Below are 17,971 nucleotides of genomic sequence, written 5' to 3' on the forward strand. Positions count from 1 at the left end.
ATATGAGGGCATATTAGCGTGAAACGCGGTGTTGTCGCGCCTTTGCGTCCGCGAACGGCGTTTTCCGGGGCCGCCCGATCGAGGGGCCCGCCGTCAGTCGTCGTTGGAGGCGTTGAGTTCGTCGGGGCGCAAACCCTCCTCGGCCGGGGCCTGTGCGGCGAAGGCGGCGAAGCGATCGCCATAGTCGGGGTGCCAGCGCGACAGCGGCGGGCGGTTCTCGACGATGTCGCCGGCGGCCCAGAGGATGCGCTTCTCGTCGAGCGCGCGCGGCACGTCGTTGTCGGGGCAGAGAATGTAGAAATCGCCCTCGGCGAGGCGCGTCAGCATGAAGTCGACCGTCTGCTCGGCCGTCCAGGCGCCTTCGGGTTTCTCGGGGCGTCCGCGCGCGGCGAGCGGGGTGAAGACGAAGCCGGGGATCAGCAGGTGGGCACTGATGCGGCAGCCCTCGCGCGAGCGCAATTCGTGCTGGAGCTGCTCGGTGAACACCTTCAGCGCCGCCTTGGAGACGTTGTAGGCGGGATCGCCGGGCGGCGTGGTGATGCCCTGCTTCGAGCCGGTGTTGATGACGAGGCCCGGATTGCCGCTCTCGATCATGGCCGGCACGAAGCTCTGGCAGCCATGGATGACGCCCCAGAGATTGACGTCGATGACGCGCGTCCAGTTGGCCTCCGGCCCGAAGATGCCGGAGCCCGGCTGTATCCCGGCATTGTTCATCAGCACGTCGACGCGGGCGAAGGTGTCGTAGGCGACCTGCCTGAGACGCTCGAGGTCGTCCGGCACGCTGACATCCACGCCGACGCCGACCGCGCTGCCGCCCACCGCTTCCACCGCCGCGTCGAGCCGCCTGCCGGCGAGATCGGCAATGACGACGTTCAGCCCGAGCGCGGCGAAGGCTTTCGCCGCCGCCAGCCCGATCCCCGAGGCGCCGCCCGTCACCACGGCGACGTTGCCGGGCCGCAGGGCGGGGTGAGGCGTGGTGGCGGATGTCGTTGCGGGCATGGCGGGCGCTCCTCGGGACTCGGCGGGACAATGGCATCCCGTCCCGGGGGAGGGAAGCCGCTCGCCGGCAACGCGGCACCGCCACCGCGCGTTCCCGCGCCCGCGCCGGGGCGCGACCGCTCCCCTCAGCCGAGGATGCCCGGCAGGTCGAGCTGGTGCTCCTTGGCGCATCGAAGCGCGATCTCGTAGCCGGCATCGGCGTGGCGCATCACGCCGGTGGCCGGGTCGTTCCACAGCACGCGGGCGATGCGGGCATCCGCGTCGGCGGTGCCGTCGCAGCAGATCACCATGCCGGAATGCTGCGAGAAGCCCATGCCGACGCCGCCGCCATGGTGCAGCGATACCCAGGTCGCGCCGGACGCCGTGTTGAGCAGCGCGTTGAGCAGCGGCCAGTCGGAGACGGCGTCGGAGCCGTCGGCCATCGCCTCGGTCTCCCGGTTCGGCGAGGCGACCGAGCCCGAGTCCAGATGGTCGCGGCCGATCACGATGGGCGCCTTCAGCTCGCCCTTGCGCACCATCTCGTTGAAGGCGAGGCCGAGCCGGTGGCGATCGCCGAGGCCGACCCAGCAGATGCGCGCCGGCAGGCCCTGGAAGTGGATGCGCTCGGCCGCCATGTCGAGCCAGTTGTGCAAATGCGGGTTGTCCGGGATCAGCTCCTTCACCTTGGCGTCGGTGGCGGCGATGTCGGCCGGATCGCCCGAGAGCGCCGCCCAGCGGAACGGGCCGATGCCGCGGCAGAACAGCGGGCGGATATAGGCCGGCACGAAGCCGGGGAAGTCGAAGGCGTTGGTGACGCCCTCTTCCAGCGCCATCTGGCGGATGTTGTTGCCGTAGTCGACGGTCGGGATGCCGGCGTGGTGGAAGTCGAGCATCGCCCGCACATGCACCGCCATCGAGGCCTTGGCCGCCTTGGCGACGCCCTTGGGATCGGAGGCCTTGCGGTCCTCCCACTGGTCGAGCGTCCAGCCGATCGGGAGATAGCCGTTGACCGGGTCGTGCGCCGAGGTCTGGTCGGTGACGGCATCGGGCTTGACGCCGCGCTTGACGAGTTCCGGCAGCACCTCGGCGGCATTGCCGAGCAGGGCGACGGAAAGCGCCTTGCCCTCGCTCGTCGCCTTCCCGATCAGCTCCAGCGCGTGGTCGAGATTGTCGGCCTTCACGTCGACATAGCCGGTGCGCAGGCGGAACTCGATCGAGGAGGGGCGGCACTCGATGGCGAGGCACGACGCCCCCGCCATGGTCGCGGCGAGCGGCTGCGCGCCGCCCATGCCGCCGAGACCGGCGGTGAGGATCCACTTGCCCTTCAGCGAGCCGCCGAAATGCTGGCGGCCCATCTCGACGAAGGTCTCGTAGGTGCCCTGCACGATGCCTTGGCTGCCGATATAGATCCACGATCCCGCGGTCATCTGGCCGTACATGGCCAGCCCCTTGCGATCCAGCTCGTTGAAGTGCTCCCAGGTCGCCCAGTGCGGCACCAGATTGGAGTTGGCGATCAGCACGCGCGGGGCGTCCTTGTGGGTGCGGAACACGCCCACCGGCTTGCCGGACTGCACCAGCAGCGTCTGGTCGGCCTCCAGTTCGCGCAAGGATGCGACGATGCGGTCGAAGCTCTCCCAGTCGCGCGCGGCGCGGCCGATGCCGCCATAGACGACGAGCTCGCCCGGCTTTTCGGCGACATCCGGGTCGAGATTGTTCATCAGCATGCGCAGCGGCGCCTCGGTCAGCCAGCTCTTGGCGGTGAGCGTGGTGCCGTGGGCGGCGCGGATGGTGCGGGAATTGTCGATACGGGTCATGGACGGGCTCCCTGCGAGCGGGCGAAGGCGATGCACGCCTCGAAGATGGCGATCAGCGCCGCGCGCAGCGGCGCGGCATAGGCGGGATCGTAGGGGGTGGGCCAGTTCCCGGGCCCGACCGGCCCGAGCGGCTCGGCGATGTAGGCGCGGCAGGCGAGCTCCATCTGCACGGCGTGGACGCCGCGTGACGGGTCGCCGTAATGGCGGGTGATCCAGCCGCCCTTGAAGCGGCCATTGCTCACCCAGTCGAGCCCGGTGCCGGCGCAGATCGCTTCCACCTGCGCCTGCAGCGCGGGGGCGCAGGCGGCGCCGGCATTGGTGCCGATGTTCATGTGCGGCAGCGTGCCGTCGAACAGGCGCGGGATCACCGAGCGGATCGAATGGCAGTCATAGAGCACGACGGTGCCATGCGTGGCGCGGGCGTGCTCGATCTCGCCGGCGAGCGCGGCGTGGTAGGGGGCGAACCAGCGCGCGCGGCGCTCCTCCACATCCGGGCCGTGGCCGGGCAGGTAGAGCGGCTCGCCGTCGAACGAGGTGGTCGGGCACAGTTCCGTGGTCGCCTGCCCCGGATAGAGCGAGGCGCCGGAGGGATCGCGGTTCACGTCAATGGCGGTGCGCGAGACGCTGGTGCGCACCACGCTGGCACCGAGACCGGCGGCGAAGTCGTAGAGCAGCTCGATCCACCAGTCGCAATCCTTGCGCGCCAGCCAGGGTGAGACGAGATCGACGGCGATGGATTCGGGGATGTCGGTGCCGGTGTGCGGCAGCGACACGACCAGCGGCGCGGTGCCGCGGTGGACGGTGAGGAAGGAAGGGTGATCCATCATCTCACTCCCCGGAGATCGTCGGCAGCATCCCGCCCGCCAGCCCGGCGAGGGCGCCGGAGCGCACGAAGGCGTTGGCGGCTTCCATATCCGGTGAAAAGTGGCGGTCGTCGTCGAGATGGGGGACGTCCGCCCGCAGCAGCGCGCGGGCCTTCTCCAGCACCGGCGAGGAGGCGAGCGGCGCATGGAAATCGCAGCCCTGCGCGCTGGCCAGATATTCGATGCCGACCACCGCCACGGCGTTCTCGACCATCGCCAGCAGCCGGCGGGCGCCGTGCGCGGCCATGGAGACGTGGTCCTCCTGATTGGCGGAGGTGGGGATGGAATCGACGCTGGCCGGATAGGCGCGTTGCTTGTTCTCCGAGACCAGCGCGGCGGCGGTGACCTGCGGGATCATGAAGCCGGAGTTCAGCCCGGGCTTCGGCGTCAGGAAGGCCGGCATGCCCGACAGCGCCGGGTCGACCAGCATGGCTATGCGGCGCTCGGCCAGCGAGCCGATCTCGCACACGGCCAAGGCGATCATGTCGGCGGCGAAGGCGACCGGCTCGGCGTGGAAATTGCCGCCGGAAAGGGCTTCGCCGGCCTCGGGGAAGATCAGCGGGTTGTCGGAGACGCCGTTGGCCTCGGTCTCCAGCGTGCTCGCGGCCTGGCGCAGCACGTCGAGCGCGGCGCCCATCACCTGCGGCTGGCAGCGCAGGCAATAGGGATCCTGCACCCGCTCGTCGCCGACGAGGTGCGAGGCGCGGATCGCCGAGCCGGCCATGAGTGCGCGCAGCGCATCCGCCGTCTCGATCTGGCCGCGATGCTTGCGCAAGCGGTGGATGCGCGGATCGAACGGGGTGTCGGAGCCGCGCGCGGCGTCGGTGGAGAGCGCGCCGGTGACGAGGGCGGATTTGTAGAGGTTCTCCGCCTCGAACAGGCCGGCCAGCGCGTTGGCGGTGGAGAACTGGGTGCCGTTGAGCAGCGCCAGCCCTTCCTTGGGGCCGAGCGTGACCGGCGCGAGCCCGGCATCGCGCAACGCCACCTCGGCGGGCAGGCGGGCGCCGCCGGCAAAGATCTCGCCGACGCCGATCATGGTCGCGGTCATGTGCGACAGGGGCGCGAGGTCGCCCGAGGCGCCCACCGAGCCCTGGCAGGGCACCACCGGCGTCAGCCCCTTCGCCAGCATGGCCTCCAGCAGCTTGAGCGTCGCCGGCGCGATGCCGGAGGCGCCCTGCGCGAGGCTGGCGAGCTTCAGCGCCATCATCAGCCGGGCGACCGGGACGGGCATCGGCTCGCCGACGCCGGCGGCGTGGGAGAGCACGATGTTGCGCTGGAGCGTGGCGAGGTCGGCATCGCCGATCCGCACCGTGGCGAGCTTCCCGAAGCCGGTATTGATGCCGTAGACGGGCTCCCCTTTCGCAAGGATGTCGGCCACCGCCTTGGCCGAGCGCTCCACGCCCGGCAGGCAGGCCGGATCGAGGCGGGCGCTGGCGCCGCGATAGATGGCGCGCCACTCGGCGAGCGAGACGGCGCCGGGCTCGAGGACGATATCGCTCATTTTCCCCTCCACACCCGCGCATGCAGCGGGTTGAATCCCATGCGGTAGACAAGCTCGGCCGGGCTCTCGATGTCCCAGATGGCGAGATCGCAGCTCTTGCCGACCTCCAGCGTGCCGATGTCGCCCTGGCGGCCAAGGGCCCGCGCGGCCTCGCGGGTGACGCCGGCGAGGCATTCCTCGACGGTCATGCGGAACAGGGTCGCGGCCATGTTCATGGTCAGCAGCAGCGAGGTCAGCGGCGAGGTGCCCGGATTATTGTCGGTAGCGAGCGCCATGGGAACGCCGTGGCGGCGGAACAGCGCGACCGGCGGCACCTTGGTCTCGCGGATGAAGTAGAACGCGCCCGGCAGCAGCACCGCCACCGTGCCGGCGCTCGCCATGGCGATGGCGCCTTCCTCGTCGGTGTGTTCGAGGTGGTCGGCTGAGAGCGCGCCGAAATCGGCGGCGAGGCGGGCGCCGTGCAGGTTCGAGAGCTGGTCGGCGTGCAGCTTCACCGGCAGGCCATAGGTGCGGGCGGCCTCGAACACGCGGGCGACCTGTTCGGGGGAGAAGGCGATCCCCTCGCAGAAGGCATCGACCGCGTCGGCGAGGCCCTCGGCCGCGATGGCGGGCAGCATCGCGCCGGCGACGGCGTCGATATAGGCGTCTTTGTCGCCGCCGAACTCCGGTGGCAGCGCGTGGGCGCCGAGGAAGGTGGTGAGGACGCCGACCTCGCGGTGGCGGGCCAGCGCCCGGGCGGCGGAAAGGCTCTTCATCTCCGCATCGAGGGCGAGGCCGTAGCCGGACTTGACCTCGACCGTGGTGACGCCCTCGGCGATGAGCGCGTCGAGGCGGGGAAGGGCGCTCGCGACCAGCTCGGCCTCGCTCGCCGCCCGCGTGGCCTTCATGGTGGAGACGATGCCGCCGCCCGCCCGGGCGATTTCCTCGTAGGAGGCGCCCTTCAGGCGCAGCTCGAATTCGGGCGCGCGGTTGCCGCCGTGGACGAGATGGGTGTGACAGTCGATCAGGCCGGGGGTGATCCAGCGCCCGTCGCACTCATCGGTCCGATCGGCCTGACAATCCACCTCATCGGCCTGACTACCCATTGCCACAATGCGCCCGTCGCGGGCGGCGATGAAGCCGTTCTCGATGATGCCGAGCCCCTCGCGCTCGGGCGAAAGCGTCGCAATCCTTGCGTTTCGCCAGATCCGGTCGCAGCGTTGCATGGCGTTATCCGAGGTGTGGGGGCCATTGGCAGGGGCGTGGATAATGTCTATACATAATGGACGTTGCTGTCCAGAGCCCCGAGGCGTGGGAGAGTGGGAATGACGCATATTTGGTTCGGCTCCGCCCTGCTCCCCGACGGCTGGGCGCATGGGGTGGGCATCGATGTCGAGGATGGGCGGATCGCCCGCATCGAGCGCGGCGCGGAGCCGTCCTGGGCGTTGGAGCGCCACGCTATCGCCTTGCCGGGACTGCCGAATCTGCACAGCCACGCGTTCCAGCGCGGCATGGCCGGGCTCGCCGAACGGCGCGGCCCGAGCGGTGACAGCTTCTGGACCTGGCGGGACATCATGTACCGTTTCGTCGACCGGATGGACCCGGAGGACGTCGAGGCGATCGCCGCGCAGGCCTATGTCGAGATGCTGGAGGCGGGCTTCACCCGCGTCGGCGAGTTCCACTACCTCCATCACGATCGCGACGGGCAAGCCTATGACAATATTGGCGAACTCGGCGCCCGCATCGCCTCCGCGGCGCAGGAGACCGGCATCGCCCTGACACTACTGCCGGTATTCTATGCCCATGGCGGCTTCGGCGGACAGGCACCCACCCACGGACAGCGGCGATTCATCAATGATGTGAGCGGTTTCGGCCGGCTCATGGAGGCCAGCCGCGCGGCCGTGGCGATCCTCCCGGACGCCGTGGTCGGCATCGCCCCGCATAGTCTGCGTGCCGCGACGGCGGAGGAGATCACCGCCATCCTGCCGCTCGCGGGCGATGGCCCGGTGCATATCCACGTCGCCGAGCAGGTGAAGGAGGTCGACGACTGCGTTGCCTTCAGCGGCACCCGTCCGGTCAGCTATCTCTATGACAGCGCTGAGGTAAATGAGCGTTGGTGCCTCATTCACGCCACCCATGTCACCGAAGCCGAGAGTGCGCGCATGGTGGCGAGCGGCGCGGTAGTGGGGCTCTGCCCGATCACCGAGGCCAATCTGGGTGATGGCATCTTTCCGGCCGAACGGTTCGCCCGGGATGGTGGACGCTACGGAATCGGCAGTGATTCCAACGTGCTGGTCCACGCGGCCGAGGAACTGCGCACGCTGGAATATTCCCAGCGCCTGTCCCTGCGCGCCCGCAACGTGATGGCCGCCGGCGAAGGCCGCTCGACCGGCCGCGAGCTGTTCGACGCGGCGCTGGCCGGCGGCGCGCAGGCGCTGGGGGCGCCGGCCGGGCTGGTCGAAGGGGCGCCCGCTGATATGCTGAGCCTCGATTCCAGCCACCCCGCACTGTTCTCCCGCACGGGCGACGCGGTGCTCGACAGCTGGATCTTCGCGGCGAGGGGAAATCTGGTGGATTGCGTCTGGCGCCGCGGCGTCAAGCTGGTGGAGGGCGGCCGCCACCGCGCACGCGGCATGGTGGCGGAGCGCTTCCGTGCGGCGGTGCGGAAAGTGCTGGCATGAGCCTCGAGGAGCGCGAGCCGGTCCAGACGCTCAACCAGCGCATTCGCGCCGATATCGAGGAGAAAATCCTCTCCGGAGCCTGGCCGCCCGGACACCGGGTGCCGTTCGAGCACGAATTGATGGCGCAGTATGGCTGCGCCCGCATGACCGTGAACAAGGTCATGTCGGCGCTGGTGGAGGCCGGACTGATCGAACGGCGCCGGCGGGCCGGCACCTTCGTCGCCCAGCCGCGGCTGCAATCGGCGGTGCTGGAAATCCCCGACATCCCGGCGGAAGTGCGGGCGCGGGGCGAGGAATATGCGCTCGAACTGCTGGCGCGCCGCGAGCGCCGGGCGACGCGGCAGGATGCGGCCGAGGCCGCCATGGTGACCGGCGAGAGGCTGCTCGACCTCACCTGCCGCCACATCGCCAATGGCCGCCCCTTCGCCCTGGAGGAGCGGGTGATCAGCCTGAAGACGGTGCCGGACGCGGCCGGGGTCGATTTCGGCGTGGTGCCGGCCGGCTCCTGGCTGCTCGGGCATGTGCCGTGGACCGAGGCAGAGCACCGGGTGACCGCGATCAACGCGGATGCCGGCCGGGCGGAACGGCTCGCCATCCAGCCGGGGGCGGCCTGTCTGATGGTCGAGCGCCGGACCTGGCGGTCGGGCTCGACCATCACCTTCGTGCGGCAGATCTTCCGCGGCGACGTCTACCACCTCGTCGCCCGGTTCTCGCCCTGACGTCAGCCCCTCGCGGCAATCCACTCGCGGGCGAGGGTGAGATCGGCCTGCGACAGTTGGTGCCCGACCGGCAGCGTCCGGTGATCCACTTGCGCGCCTGCTGCCGTCAATTGCGCGGCGAGGCGGGCGGCGTTCGAGGCCGGTACGATCGGGTCCGTCCCGCCCGAGAGCAGCAGCACCGGCGTGCCGGAAAGGTCGGCGACCGGCGGTTCCTGCAGCGGCACCATGGCCCGCAGCAGCACCGCGCCCGCCAGCACTCCAGGGTGGAGCATTAGCAAGGCCGCGGCGATGTTGGCGCCGTTCGAGAAGCCGACCGCGATCGGTGCCCCGAGCTGATGCGCCGCGCTTGCCTCCGCGACGAAATCGGCGAGTTCGGCCGCCCGGAAGCGGACATCGGCCTCGTCGAACACGCCTTCGCGCAGGCGGCGGAAGAAGCGCGGCATGCCGCCTTCGAGCACCTTGCCGCGCGGAGAGAGCAGCGGGGCGTGCGGCGCGATCCTGCGGCCCAGCGGCAGGAGATCGTTCTCGTCGCCGCCCGTGCCGTGCAGGAGGAGCAGCGGCCGGCCCTTCGCATCGGCGGGCCGCTCGAAGCGGTGGAGGAAGGAAAGCTCAGCAAGATCGGTCATGACCGGCCTCCGAGTTCATCGTTAAGGAAGGGGCCGCCCCCGGCCGCAGCGGCACGGGAGCGACGACGGGCCGTCGGGGCATCAGGCCACACTCGGCAGGATCGCCTCGACCTCGGCACGGCGCGCCTCGAGAAAGGACGGCAGCTTCAGCCCCTGGCCCAGGCTCTCGACCGGCTCGTCCACGGCAAAGCCGGGCTGGTCGGTCGCGATCTCGAACAGGATGCGTCCGGGCTCGCGGAAGTAGACGGAGCGGAAGTAGTTCCGGTCCCGCTGTTCCGTGGTTCGGATGCCGTGGTTCTCGACGAGCCGCGCCATCATGCGCTCCTGGTCGGCGTCGTCGCCGGCACGGAAGGCGATGTGGTGCACCGTGCCGGTGCCCGACCGGCCGGCGAGGAAATTGCCGGCGTCGCGCAGATCGATGATGCCGCCGATCGCCGTATCCGGTGCCGCATAGCGCACCAAGGTTCCCTCGCGGGCGATTTCGGCGAAACCGAAGATGTCTGTCAGGATCGCCCCGGTCGGTGCGGTATCGGCAACCAGCAGGCTGGCGCTGTGGAAGCCGCGGATGGCGTGCTCGACCGGAATCTCGCCATTATCCCACGCCGGCTCGCCGTCGATGCCGGGCACCGCGACGAGGGCGAGGCGCATGCCGTCGGGATCCTTGAGCGCGACCACGGTCTCGCCGAAGCGGTGGGCCACCGGCTCATGGGCGACACCCTTCTCGACGAGGCGGTGCAGCCAGTAGCCGATTGCGCCTTCCGGCACGCGGAAGACGGTCTCCTGCGTCTCGCCGACGCCGAGGCGGCCGGGGGCGGCATGTTCCCACGGGAAGAAGGTCAGTATCGTGCCGGGCGCACCGCCCTCGTTGCCGTAATAGAGATGATAAGTGCCGGGGTCGTCGAAGTTGACGGTCTTCTTGACGAGCCGAAGGCCGAGCGTCTTCGTGTAGAAGTCGACGTTGCGACGCGCGGGGCCCGCGATCGCGGTGATGTGGTGAATGCCATAGCTGCGCATTGTCTTGTCTCCCGGGCAGGGCGACCGCCCCGCGTTGCACCGAGAGATACGCCTCCTACCGGCGATTGCCAGCGCGGAGACAGTGCATCCATGCAAGCCTGACTTGCTTGTCTGTCTTAGTCTTTTGCGTGGGTGCGAAAGTGCAGCGGATCATGGCGGCCACATGCGGTGCAGAACCCCGTCGCGGAACACCAGCGCGTGGCCGATGGCGGCGCCCACATGCAGAAGGATCAGCGCGCCGAAGGCGAGACCGAGCGCGCGGTGGATGGCGAAGAGGACATCGGCGGTCGCCTCGTTCTTGGCGACGAGCACCGGCAGTTCGAACAGGCCGAACACGCTGATCGGTGCGCCATAGGCATTGGTCGCCAGCCAGCCGATGATCGGCGTGGCGAGCAGCAGCGCATACATCGTCGCATGCACGACGCCAGCGGCGACACGCAGGGGGGCCGGCACGGACGCGGGCAGCGGCGGTGGGGTGTGGCTGAGCCGATAGGCAAGACGCAGCGCCGCGAGGACCAGCACGGTGAAGCCGAAGGAGCGGTGCAGGTCGTACAGGCGATCCTGTAGCGGGCCGCCATCGAGATTGCCCATGGTGATGCCGACCGGGATGAGGCCGATGACGATGATCGCGATCAGCCAGTGCAACAGACGCGCCGGGCGTCGATAGCCGGCAGGGATATCCGGGGCTCGCGGCATGCTCCTCCCTCCGTGGCGCTCCGGACATGTCAAGAGCGGCGTCCAAACCGAGGTGAACTGGCTGGCACCGAGGATCGTATGGAACAAACAGGCAGTTCAACTGTTTGTCGGCATCTATTTTTCGTGATCGCTAAGGGTCAGGTTTTGCCTCGAATGCCCAGTCGCGAGAGTCTAGTGTCGTCGTGGACGGGGGCGGGCCAGCGCAGCTTGATACCATTCGATGAGGCGAGCGGAAGGGGGGATTCGAGCGCGCGGGAATGGCGTGCCATCCACGAAGCCCTTTGCTCCGGTGTCGCGCCCCGCTTGAAGGATGACGGGATATTCGGGCCGATCGTCGGGGCGTCGCGCGACCGGACGCTGGTGATCGGCCAGTTCGGCCAGTCGCTTGACGGGCGCATCGCGACGGCGACGGGCGAATCCAAGTATATCAACGGTTGCGAGGGGCTCGACCACCTGCACCGGCTGCGATCGGTGGTCGATGCCGTTCTGATCGGTGCCTCGACCGCGGTGACGGACGATCCCGGCCTCGACGTGCGGCGGGTGGAAGGAAGCAGCCCGGCTCGGGTCGTGATCGATCCCGGCGGGCGGGTTCCGGCCTCGCTGCGGCTGTTTCGCGACGACGGCGTCCGCAGGATCGTCGTGATCGGCGAGGATGCGGCGCCCTGCCTGCCGGACGGCGTGGAGGTGATCCGCCTTCCGCTCCCCGAGGCGGGCTTCGCCCCGCACGCCATCGTCGCCGCGCTGTCTGACGCCGGACTGAGGCGCATCCTGGTCGAAGGCGGGGCTCGCACGGTCTCGCGCTTCATCGACGCCGGCGCGCTGGATCGGTTGCACCTGATCGTCGCGCCCGTGCTGCTCGGCGACGGGCCGACGGGCATCTGCCTTACCCAGGAGCGCAGCCTCGCCGAACGGCTTCGCCCGGCGACCCGGTTGTTCCCGCTGGGCGGCGACGTGCTGTTCGACTGCGATTTCGGCGGGTCACGCCGGCATGGCGAGCAGGTCCAGATGGCCGACGTCGAGGCGTAGCTCGCCTGCGACGATCTCGACCTGCCGGCGGCGATGCCATTGCGCGAGCGCGGCGGGATCGAGGACGGCCATTTCCGCGACAGCGTCCACCCATCCGTCGACGAGGTCGGAGGCCAGCGCCCGGTGTGATGCGGAAGCGACCCGCCAGTCGGCGGCGGCGATTTCGACATGCCATCCCTGCGCCCGGAATATCGCCCCGGCGGCGGCGGCCGCACCCGGTCCCAGGGCCGGGCCGACTCCCTTGTCCCGTCGCATATGCGCGTTGAACGCTGCGAAGATCGCCTCGTCCATGGGGTCGGCGGGATGGCAACCGAGGCGGCCGTCGACGGTAAGGGCCGCGTAGAACGCTGCGTCATGCGTCCGGCAGGCGGCGGCAAGCCGCTCCAGAAAGGCTGTGTCGACGAGATCGAGCAGCGCCGAGGCCGTGACGAGGTCGGCGCCTTCCAGTTCGTCCTGCCAGAGGGGGCCCGATAAATCGACTGCTCGGGTGGCGACCCTCACCGGCCGGCCGTCGCGGTCGGAGATGTTTCCGGCGCAGGCGAGCGCATGCGCCAGGAGGTCGGGATCAAGATCGAGCAGCCGCCAGCTCTGCGGGCCTGGAAGGCACGGTGCCAGCGCGCGCAGGCTCGCACCGGTTCCGGCACCGAGATCGACAATGGTGATTCCCGTCCGGCCCTCCAGCCGTTCGGCAAGGTGCGCGACAATCGTTCCGTTGCGCGCGGCGCGGTCGGCGGGTTCGCGCAGAGCGAGCCAGCCTGCTGAAAAGCCGCTCATATCCGGCGCTCCGCAGCGCCGATCACGGCACCGGCGACAGCATCGGCGGTCGCCCGCCAGTTCGGGAGGCGGTGGGCGGCGGTGCGCGCGATTACCGACCGGTCGGTGCGGTGAGTGCGATCGCCGATCAGTCGGGCGAGGGTGGTGGCCAGGGCATCGACATCGCCGGGCGTGACCAGTTCGGCGGCGTCGCCCAGCGTATCGGCGATCGCTCCACCCGTGGTGCCGACCACGGGCAACCCGTGCGCGATCGCCTCCGCATAGGCCATGCCGTAGCCCTCGTAATGCGAGGCGAGGGCGAAGATATCGGCGGCGCGGTAGCGCGTTTCCAGCTGGTCCCGGGCGAGGGCGCCGACCAGCTCGATCCGCTCCGACAGGCCGGCCCCGGCGATCGCTTCGGCCACCGCCGTGGCGTGGCCGGGGTCAAGCGTCGGGTCGCCGATCAGTTCGAGCCGCCAATCGAGATGGCGCAGCGTCGAGAGCGCCGCGATCAGGTCCAGATGCCCCTTGCGCGGCACCAGCGAGCCGACCGTGACAAGGCGCACCGTCGGGCCTGTCGAGCCCGTCGCCTGGGCCACGGGGTCGGTTCCGGGCACCGCGACGGTGATCAGGCATTCCGGCACCGCGAACTCGGCGATCAGCGTCGTGGCGGTCGCCGGGCTGGTCACGACGACCGCATGGGCATGGGCCAGCGCCGCGCGCTCCGAGCGGCGAAACGCTTCGGCACGCGCGGGGCTGAGGCCGCGTTCGAGCGCGAGCGGATGATGGACCAGCGCGACAAGCGGGCGTTCGCGAGCCAGAATCGGGGCTTCCACCTCCATCACCGCAAAGGCCAGTGCATCGATCAGCAGCGGCTCGCCCTTGGGGCGCTGCCCGAGTGCGGCCAAGGAAGCGGCGCGATCCTGCGCTGTCGGCTCCGGAAATCGGTCCGGCAGCGGCACATGAGTGACGGTCCAGCCCGTCGCCCGCAACTCCGCGATGAGCCGGCGGTCGTAGCCATAGCCACCGGTCGGGCGCTCGATATCGCCGGGAATCGCGAAGGCGAGCGAGCGATCAGCCAAGGTCGGCCTCGTACCATGCCCGCGCGACATGGCTCTCGTGCAGGCTCACCTTGAGACGTTCCACCGCCAGGGCGCCGTCGCCCAGCCGGCCCTCGCGGATGGCGGCGGCGATGCGACCGTGAATGTGCCGCGCCAGGAATTCGGTGGTGGTGTTGCGGCCGGCGAACTCGGGAAGGTCGTCGAGGTTGCGATAATTCAGCGGGGCCAGCGTCGCCTTCAGGGCTTCGGTGGCGAGGCCGATATCGACAACGATGCCGTCTTCATCCAGATCCGCCCGGTAGAACGCCACATCCACCACGAAGGTCGCGCCGTGCAGCGCCTGTGCTGGACCGAACACCGCGCCCCGGAAGGAGTGGGCGATCATGATGTGATCGCGAACCTCGACGGCAAACATGGGCGGCTCCTGTCATCGATTGCAATACGCGCCGGGCCTGTGACGGATCAGTCATAGACGACGAGCGGACAGGGGGCGCGCGATTTCAGCAGCTCGTCCATGCGGTCGGGCAGGTCGGCAAACCGCACCGGCGGACCCAGCAGGGCATCGAGGCAATCCGAGGCCAGCAGGTCGACGGCCTTCGCCAGACGGCGACGGTGAGACCAGCGCAGCCGATGCCCGGGCGACACGCGGCCGACCTGGCTGGATGCGAGGGTCAGGCGCCCGGAATGAAACGCGCCGCCGAGCGCGAGGGTGACATCGCTGTCGCCATACCAGCTCAACTCGACGATGCGCGCCTCGTCGCCGGCGAGCGACAGAGCGGTGCGCAGGCCCTCGCCCCGGCCGCTGGCATGAAACACCACATCGGCGTCGCCGGGCGCGTCCGCCGGCAGGGCGAAGCCGACGCCGAGCTGCCGCGCGAGAGCGGCGCGGCCGGGATCGACATCGATCAGCGTGGTTTCCGCGCCCGGAAGGCGGCCGGCCAGGAAGGCCACCAGCGCCCCGACTGCGCCGGCGCCGACCACCGCGATGCGATCACCCGGCGCGGCCCCGGAATCCCACAGCGCGTTCAGCGCCGTCTCCATGTTGGCGGCGAGCACGCCGCGTGCCGGGGAGATGTGGTCGGGAAGCGGAAACACCGCCTCGCCGGGAAGGACGAAACGATCCTGATGGGGGTGGAGCGCAAATACCGTGCGGCCCTTGAGGTCGGAGGACCCTTCCAGGACCCGGCCCACGGCCGCATAGCCGTATTTGACCGGAAACGGGAACTCACCGCCTTGATGCGGCGCGCGCATGCGCGCCCATTCGCTTTGCGGTACCTCGCCCGCGAATACCATCCGCTCGGTGCCACGGCTGACGCCGCTATAGAGCGTTTCGACGAGGACCTGGCCGGCGGCGGGAACCTGCAGATCCTCCAGGCGGATCTCGCCCCGTCGGGGGGCGATGGTCCAGTAGGCGCGGGCGGAGGCGGGCGACGAGGGACTGGACGGCATCTCGGCTCCAGGGCTGGCATCCCACCATGCCACGGCTTCGGGCGATCGCGACATGGTGTTGCGGGGAGGGCCGGCTGGCGATTGAACCGGGTTCGCGTTTCCCCCGTAATGGAGACGTGCCGCTTACCGCCGGACCGGATGTGCTGTCCATGTCGCCGAACCCTTCGCCCGCGTCGTCCGCCAGCCTCGACCGGGTGGCGCGTCAGGTCCGGCGGCGGCGCATCGTCTTCGGTGCCGTGGTCACGGCAAGCTGGATCGTGCTGGTGGCGGTGATGGTCCACACCCTGCGGCCGGGAGGCCTCGGGCTGCTCGACGCGCTGCTGATCGTGCTGTTCGGGCTCTGGCTGCCGTGGCCGTTGATGGGATTCTGGAACGGGCTGATCGGCTTCGTGCTCATGCGGTTCGCCCGCGACCCGGTGGGGTTGGTGTGTCCGTCCGCGCGGCAGATCGCGGGAGACGAGGCCATCCGCGCGCGAACCGCCGTGCTCGTCTGCGTGCGCAACGAGGCACCGGAGCGGGTATTCGACAATGCCCGGGCGCTGCTTTCCGCGTTGGCCGCGACCCCCTGGGGCGATCGCTTCCGGCTGCATGTGCTTTCCGACACGGATCAGCCCGATATCGCAGCCGCCGAGGCGGCGGCCGTGCGGGATCTTCATATCGAAGGCACCGAGGCGCCGGTCTATCGCCGCCGGACGCGGAATGAGGGCTTCAAGGCGGGCAGCATCCGCCAGTTCGTCGAGCACGAGGCCGGCGACGCCGATTTCATGCTGGTGCTGGATGCCGACAGCCGCATGTCGGCGGCGCGGATCCTTCGCATGGTCCGCATCATGCAGGCCGATCCGCGGCTCGGCATTCTCCAGAGCCTGGCGGTGGGGCTGCCCTCGCTCAGCCCGCTGGCGCGCCTGTTCCAGTTCGGCATGCGCCTCGGCATGCGCTCCTACACCTTCGGCAGCGCCTGGTGGCACGGCGACTGCGGGCCCTATTGGGGCCACAACGCCCTGCTGCGGATCGAGCCGTTCCGGCGCCATTGCGAGTTGCCGGCCTTGCCGGGGCGCCCGCCTCTCGGTGGCGCCATCCTCTCGCACGATCAGGTCGAGGCGGTGCTGATGCGGCGGGCCGGCTTCGACGTGCGCGTGCTGCCGGAGGAGGGCGGCAGCTACGAAGAGAACCCGCCGACGCTGATCGAGCACATGCGGCGCGACATGCGCTGGTGTGTCGGCAACATGCAGTATCTGCGGCTGCTGAACCTGCCGGGCCTGCTGCCGACGAGCCGTGTCCAGCTGGGGTTGGCGATCCTGATGTTCCTGGCCTCGCCGGTCTTCCTGGCGATCTGGGCCTTGCTGCTGGTTCAGGCGTTGATCCATCGCGCCGGTGCCGAGCCCTGGCTGTCTCCGGATGCTGCCGCGTGGCTGCTGGCGGTGGTGGCCGCCATCATCTTCATGCCGAAGCTGGCATCCGCGGCGGACGTGCTGTCGCGCCGCGCGGCTTCGCGGGGGTTCGGCGGCGCGGGGCGCTTCGTGGCCGGCTTCTGCGCGGAAACGGTGTTCGCTCTGCTGGTGACGCCCATCGCCGCGATGAGCCACACGCTGACCATCGCCGGCCTGCTGCTGCGTCGTGGCGTCGGCTGGGGGGCGCAGGCGCGCGACACCCATCGGGTCGGCTGGGGCGAGGCGGCGCGGCGCTTTTGGCCGCATACGCTCGCCGGCGGCATCGCGGCCAGCGGCCTCGCCGGGCTGTCTCCCCTGGCCCCGCTCTATGCCGCTCCGATCTATCTGGGGCTGCTGCTGGCGGTGCCGTTGGCGGTGGTGACGGCGAGCCCGGCGCTCGGCCGGTGGATGGCGGCCATGGGCCTCTGCGCCATCCCGGAGGAGGTCACGCCGCCACCGACCGAGGGGGTGGGCGACAGTTCCGCACCCATCTGCGGCGCCGATCCCGCGCCGGCCGCGACCGGCGGATAGGGCGCCGCGCGATGCGCTAGGGCGTCGGCCAGTTGCGCATGGCGAGATCGACCACCTCGTGGAGCGCGGCGCGGCTGGCCCCGCTGGCGGCGTGCACCGACATGCCCTCGGTGACGATGAGGATGTAGCGGGCGAGGGCGGCCGGGTCGACACCCGCCGGCAGATCGCCTTCGTCACGGGCCCGCTCGAGGCGGTGGCGCACCGCTGCCTCGCTGGTCGATCGGCGCAAGGTGAGTTCCTGCCGGATCGGGTCGGAGGCCTCGCCGCACATCAGGGCGCCCTGGACCATCAGGCAGCCATTGGGCGTCTGCGGGTCGGCGAGGCGATCGGCCGTGCGCCGCAGCAGCCGCTCCACCGATTCCCGCGCGGTCGGGGCCTCCAGCGCCTCGCCCATGCAGGCGGTGATCTTCTCGCTGTAGCGGTCGAGCGCCTTGCGGAAGAGCTGTTCCTTGTTGCCGAACGCCGCATAGAGGCTCGGCGGGTTGATCTTCATCTCCCGCGTCAGGTCGGCGACGGAAACGCCCTCGTAACCCTTGCGCCAGAACAGCCGGAGGGCCTCGTCGAGGGCTTCGTCGATATCGAAGGCGCGCGGGCGTCCCACCGCCATCGGCTTGCTCCATAATTTACTGATCACTATATAATGGAGCGCCGGCCCAACGTCCAGTTCGGACGCTTACGAATGGCGCTCGCGCGGCGGTCACGAGAGGTTGTGTTATGCGCGTCGCAATCCGATTCTAGAATTCGCCGAGTCGCGTTGGAACCGATCGCGATCACGTGCGTTACGGCTAACGGTGGAGTCGGTCCTGGCCGACTTGCCGATCAAGGCCCACAGGCGAGAAACCGGCCCACTCGC

Annotated in this window: 17 protein-coding genes; 4 read left to right on the plus strand and 13 right to left on the minus strand. The window is 69.9% G+C overall.

Annotation, left to right across the window (positions count from 1 at the left end):
- Positions 1-93 precede the first annotated feature (93 nt).
- The 5 genes from ACEUEL_RS02890 to hutI form a co-directional block, all read right to left on the minus strand.
- Positions 94-999 carry an SDR family NAD(P)-dependent oxidoreductase gene (locus tag ACEUEL_RS02890; RefSeq protein ID WP_405701963.1) on the minus strand — a complete coding sequence of 302 codons (906 nt, stop codon included), beginning with the start codon at positions 997-999 and terminating at the stop codon, positions 94-96.
- Positions 1,000-1,124: 125 nt separating this feature from the next.
- Positions 1,125-2,792: a urocanate hydratase gene (gene hutU / locus ACEUEL_RS02895; RefSeq protein WP_405701965.1), complete on the minus strand. Its 1,668-nt coding sequence runs from the start codon at positions 2,790-2,792 to the stop codon at positions 1,125-1,127.
- Positions 2,789-3,616 carry an N-formylglutamate deformylase gene (hutG, locus tag ACEUEL_RS02900; RefSeq protein WP_405701966.1) on the minus strand — a complete coding sequence of 276 codons (828 nt, stop codon included), beginning with the start codon at positions 3,614-3,616 and terminating at the stop codon, positions 2,789-2,791. Before hutG ends, hutU begins: the two co-directional genes overlap by 4 nt.
- A 4-nt stretch (positions 3,617-3,620) precedes the next feature.
- Entirely contained in the window at positions 3,621-5,156 is a 1,536-nt protein-coding gene (hutH, locus tag ACEUEL_RS02905; protein ID WP_405701969.1) for a histidine ammonia-lyase, read from the minus strand.
- Positions 5,153-6,361 (minus strand): imidazolonepropionase, encoded by a 1,209-nt coding sequence (gene hutI / locus ACEUEL_RS02910; protein WP_405701971.1) that lies wholly within the window; start codon positions 6,359-6,361, stop codon positions 5,153-5,155. The genes hutH and hutI overlap by 4 nt, the downstream gene beginning before the upstream one ends.
- 99 nt (positions 6,362-6,460) lie before the next feature.
- On the opposite strand from hutI, the gene ACEUEL_RS02915 reads away from it, so the two are divergent.
- Positions 6,461-7,816 carry a formimidoylglutamate deiminase gene (locus tag ACEUEL_RS02915; RefSeq protein ID WP_405701972.1) on the plus strand — a complete coding sequence of 452 codons (1,356 nt, stop codon included), beginning with the start codon at positions 6,461-6,463 and terminating at the stop codon, positions 7,814-7,816.
- The gene (gene hutC, locus ACEUEL_RS02920; protein ID WP_405701975.1) at positions 7,813-8,535 is read left to right on the plus strand and encodes a histidine utilization repressor; all 723 of its coding nucleotides are present in this window, start codon (positions 7,813-7,815) and stop codon (positions 8,533-8,535) included. Before ACEUEL_RS02915 ends, hutC begins: the two co-directional genes overlap by 4 nt.
- A gap of 2 nt (positions 8,536-8,537) precedes the next feature.
- On the opposite strand, the gene ACEUEL_RS02925 is transcribed toward hutC, so the two are convergent.
- The 3 genes from ACEUEL_RS02925 to ACEUEL_RS02935 form a co-directional block, all read right to left on the minus strand.
- The gene (locus ACEUEL_RS02925) at positions 8,538-9,161 is read right to left on the minus strand and encodes an alpha/beta hydrolase (RefSeq protein WP_405701977.1); all 624 of its coding nucleotides are present in this window, start codon (positions 9,159-9,161) and stop codon (positions 8,538-8,540) included.
- Positions 9,162-9,242: 81 nt separating this feature from the next.
- The gene (locus ACEUEL_RS02930) at positions 9,243-10,175 is read right to left on the minus strand and encodes a ring-cleaving dioxygenase (protein ID WP_405701979.1); all 933 of its coding nucleotides are present in this window, start codon (positions 10,173-10,175) and stop codon (positions 9,243-9,245) included.
- A gap of 150 nt (positions 10,176-10,325) precedes the next feature.
- Positions 10,326-10,871 carry a cytochrome b gene (locus ACEUEL_RS02935; RefSeq protein ID WP_405701981.1) on the minus strand — a complete coding sequence of 182 codons (546 nt, stop codon included), beginning with the start codon at positions 10,869-10,871 and terminating at the stop codon, positions 10,326-10,328.
- A 303-nt stretch (positions 10,872-11,174) separates the two neighbouring features.
- Between ACEUEL_RS02935 and ACEUEL_RS02940 the strand changes: the two genes are divergently transcribed.
- The gene (locus ACEUEL_RS02940) at positions 11,175-11,897 is read left to right on the plus strand and encodes a RibD family protein (protein WP_405701984.1); all 723 of its coding nucleotides are present in this window, start codon (positions 11,175-11,177) and stop codon (positions 11,895-11,897) included.
- Here the strand turns inward: ACEUEL_RS02940 and ACEUEL_RS02945 are convergent.
- Genes ACEUEL_RS02945 through ACEUEL_RS02960 form a run of 4 tightly spaced genes read right to left on the minus strand, consistent with a single transcriptional unit; the run spans position 11,850 to position 15,160 of the window.
- On the minus strand, positions 11,850-12,671 hold the full coding sequence (locus ACEUEL_RS02945; protein WP_405701986.1) for a hypothetical protein: 822 nt from the start codon (positions 12,669-12,671) through the stop codon (positions 11,850-11,852). The two genes, ACEUEL_RS02940 and ACEUEL_RS02945, sit on opposite strands and share 48 nt — an antisense overlap.
- Positions 12,668-13,732: a glycosyltransferase family 4 protein gene (locus tag ACEUEL_RS02950; protein ID WP_405701988.1), complete on the minus strand. Its 1,065-nt coding sequence runs from the start codon at positions 13,730-13,732 to the stop codon at positions 12,668-12,670. Before ACEUEL_RS02950 ends, ACEUEL_RS02945 begins: the two co-directional genes overlap by 4 nt.
- Positions 13,725-14,126, minus strand: coding sequence for a 6-pyruvoyl trahydropterin synthase family protein (locus ACEUEL_RS02955; protein ID WP_405701990.1), 402 nt, complete (start codon positions 14,124-14,126; stop codon positions 13,725-13,727). The genes ACEUEL_RS02950 and ACEUEL_RS02955 overlap by 8 nt, the downstream gene beginning before the upstream one ends.
- Positions 14,127-14,173: 47 nt before the next feature.
- A complete protein-coding gene (locus ACEUEL_RS02960) occupies positions 14,174-15,160 on the minus strand; it encodes a zinc-dependent alcohol dehydrogenase (protein WP_405701991.1) in 987 nt (328 codons plus the stop codon).
- A gap of 149 nt (positions 15,161-15,309) precedes the next feature.
- Between ACEUEL_RS02960 and mdoH the strand changes: the two genes are divergently transcribed.
- On the plus strand, positions 15,310-17,118 hold the full coding sequence (mdoH, locus tag ACEUEL_RS02965; RefSeq protein WP_405701993.1) for a glucans biosynthesis glucosyltransferase MdoH: 1,809 nt from the start codon (positions 15,310-15,312) through the stop codon (positions 17,116-17,118).
- Between the two features lie 16 nt (positions 17,119-17,134).
- Here mdoH and ACEUEL_RS02970 read toward each other — a convergent pair whose 3' ends face one another.
- Entirely contained in the window at positions 17,135-17,725 is a 591-nt protein-coding gene (locus tag ACEUEL_RS02970; protein ID WP_405701994.1) for a TetR/AcrR family transcriptional regulator, read from the minus strand.
- Positions 17,726-17,971: the final 246 nt, after the last annotated feature.

Origin of the sequence: Ancylobacter terrae, assembly GCF_045108345.1 — a bacterium.
Taxonomy (GTDB): domain Bacteria; phylum Pseudomonadota; class Alphaproteobacteria; order Rhizobiales; family Xanthobacteraceae; genus Ancylobacter.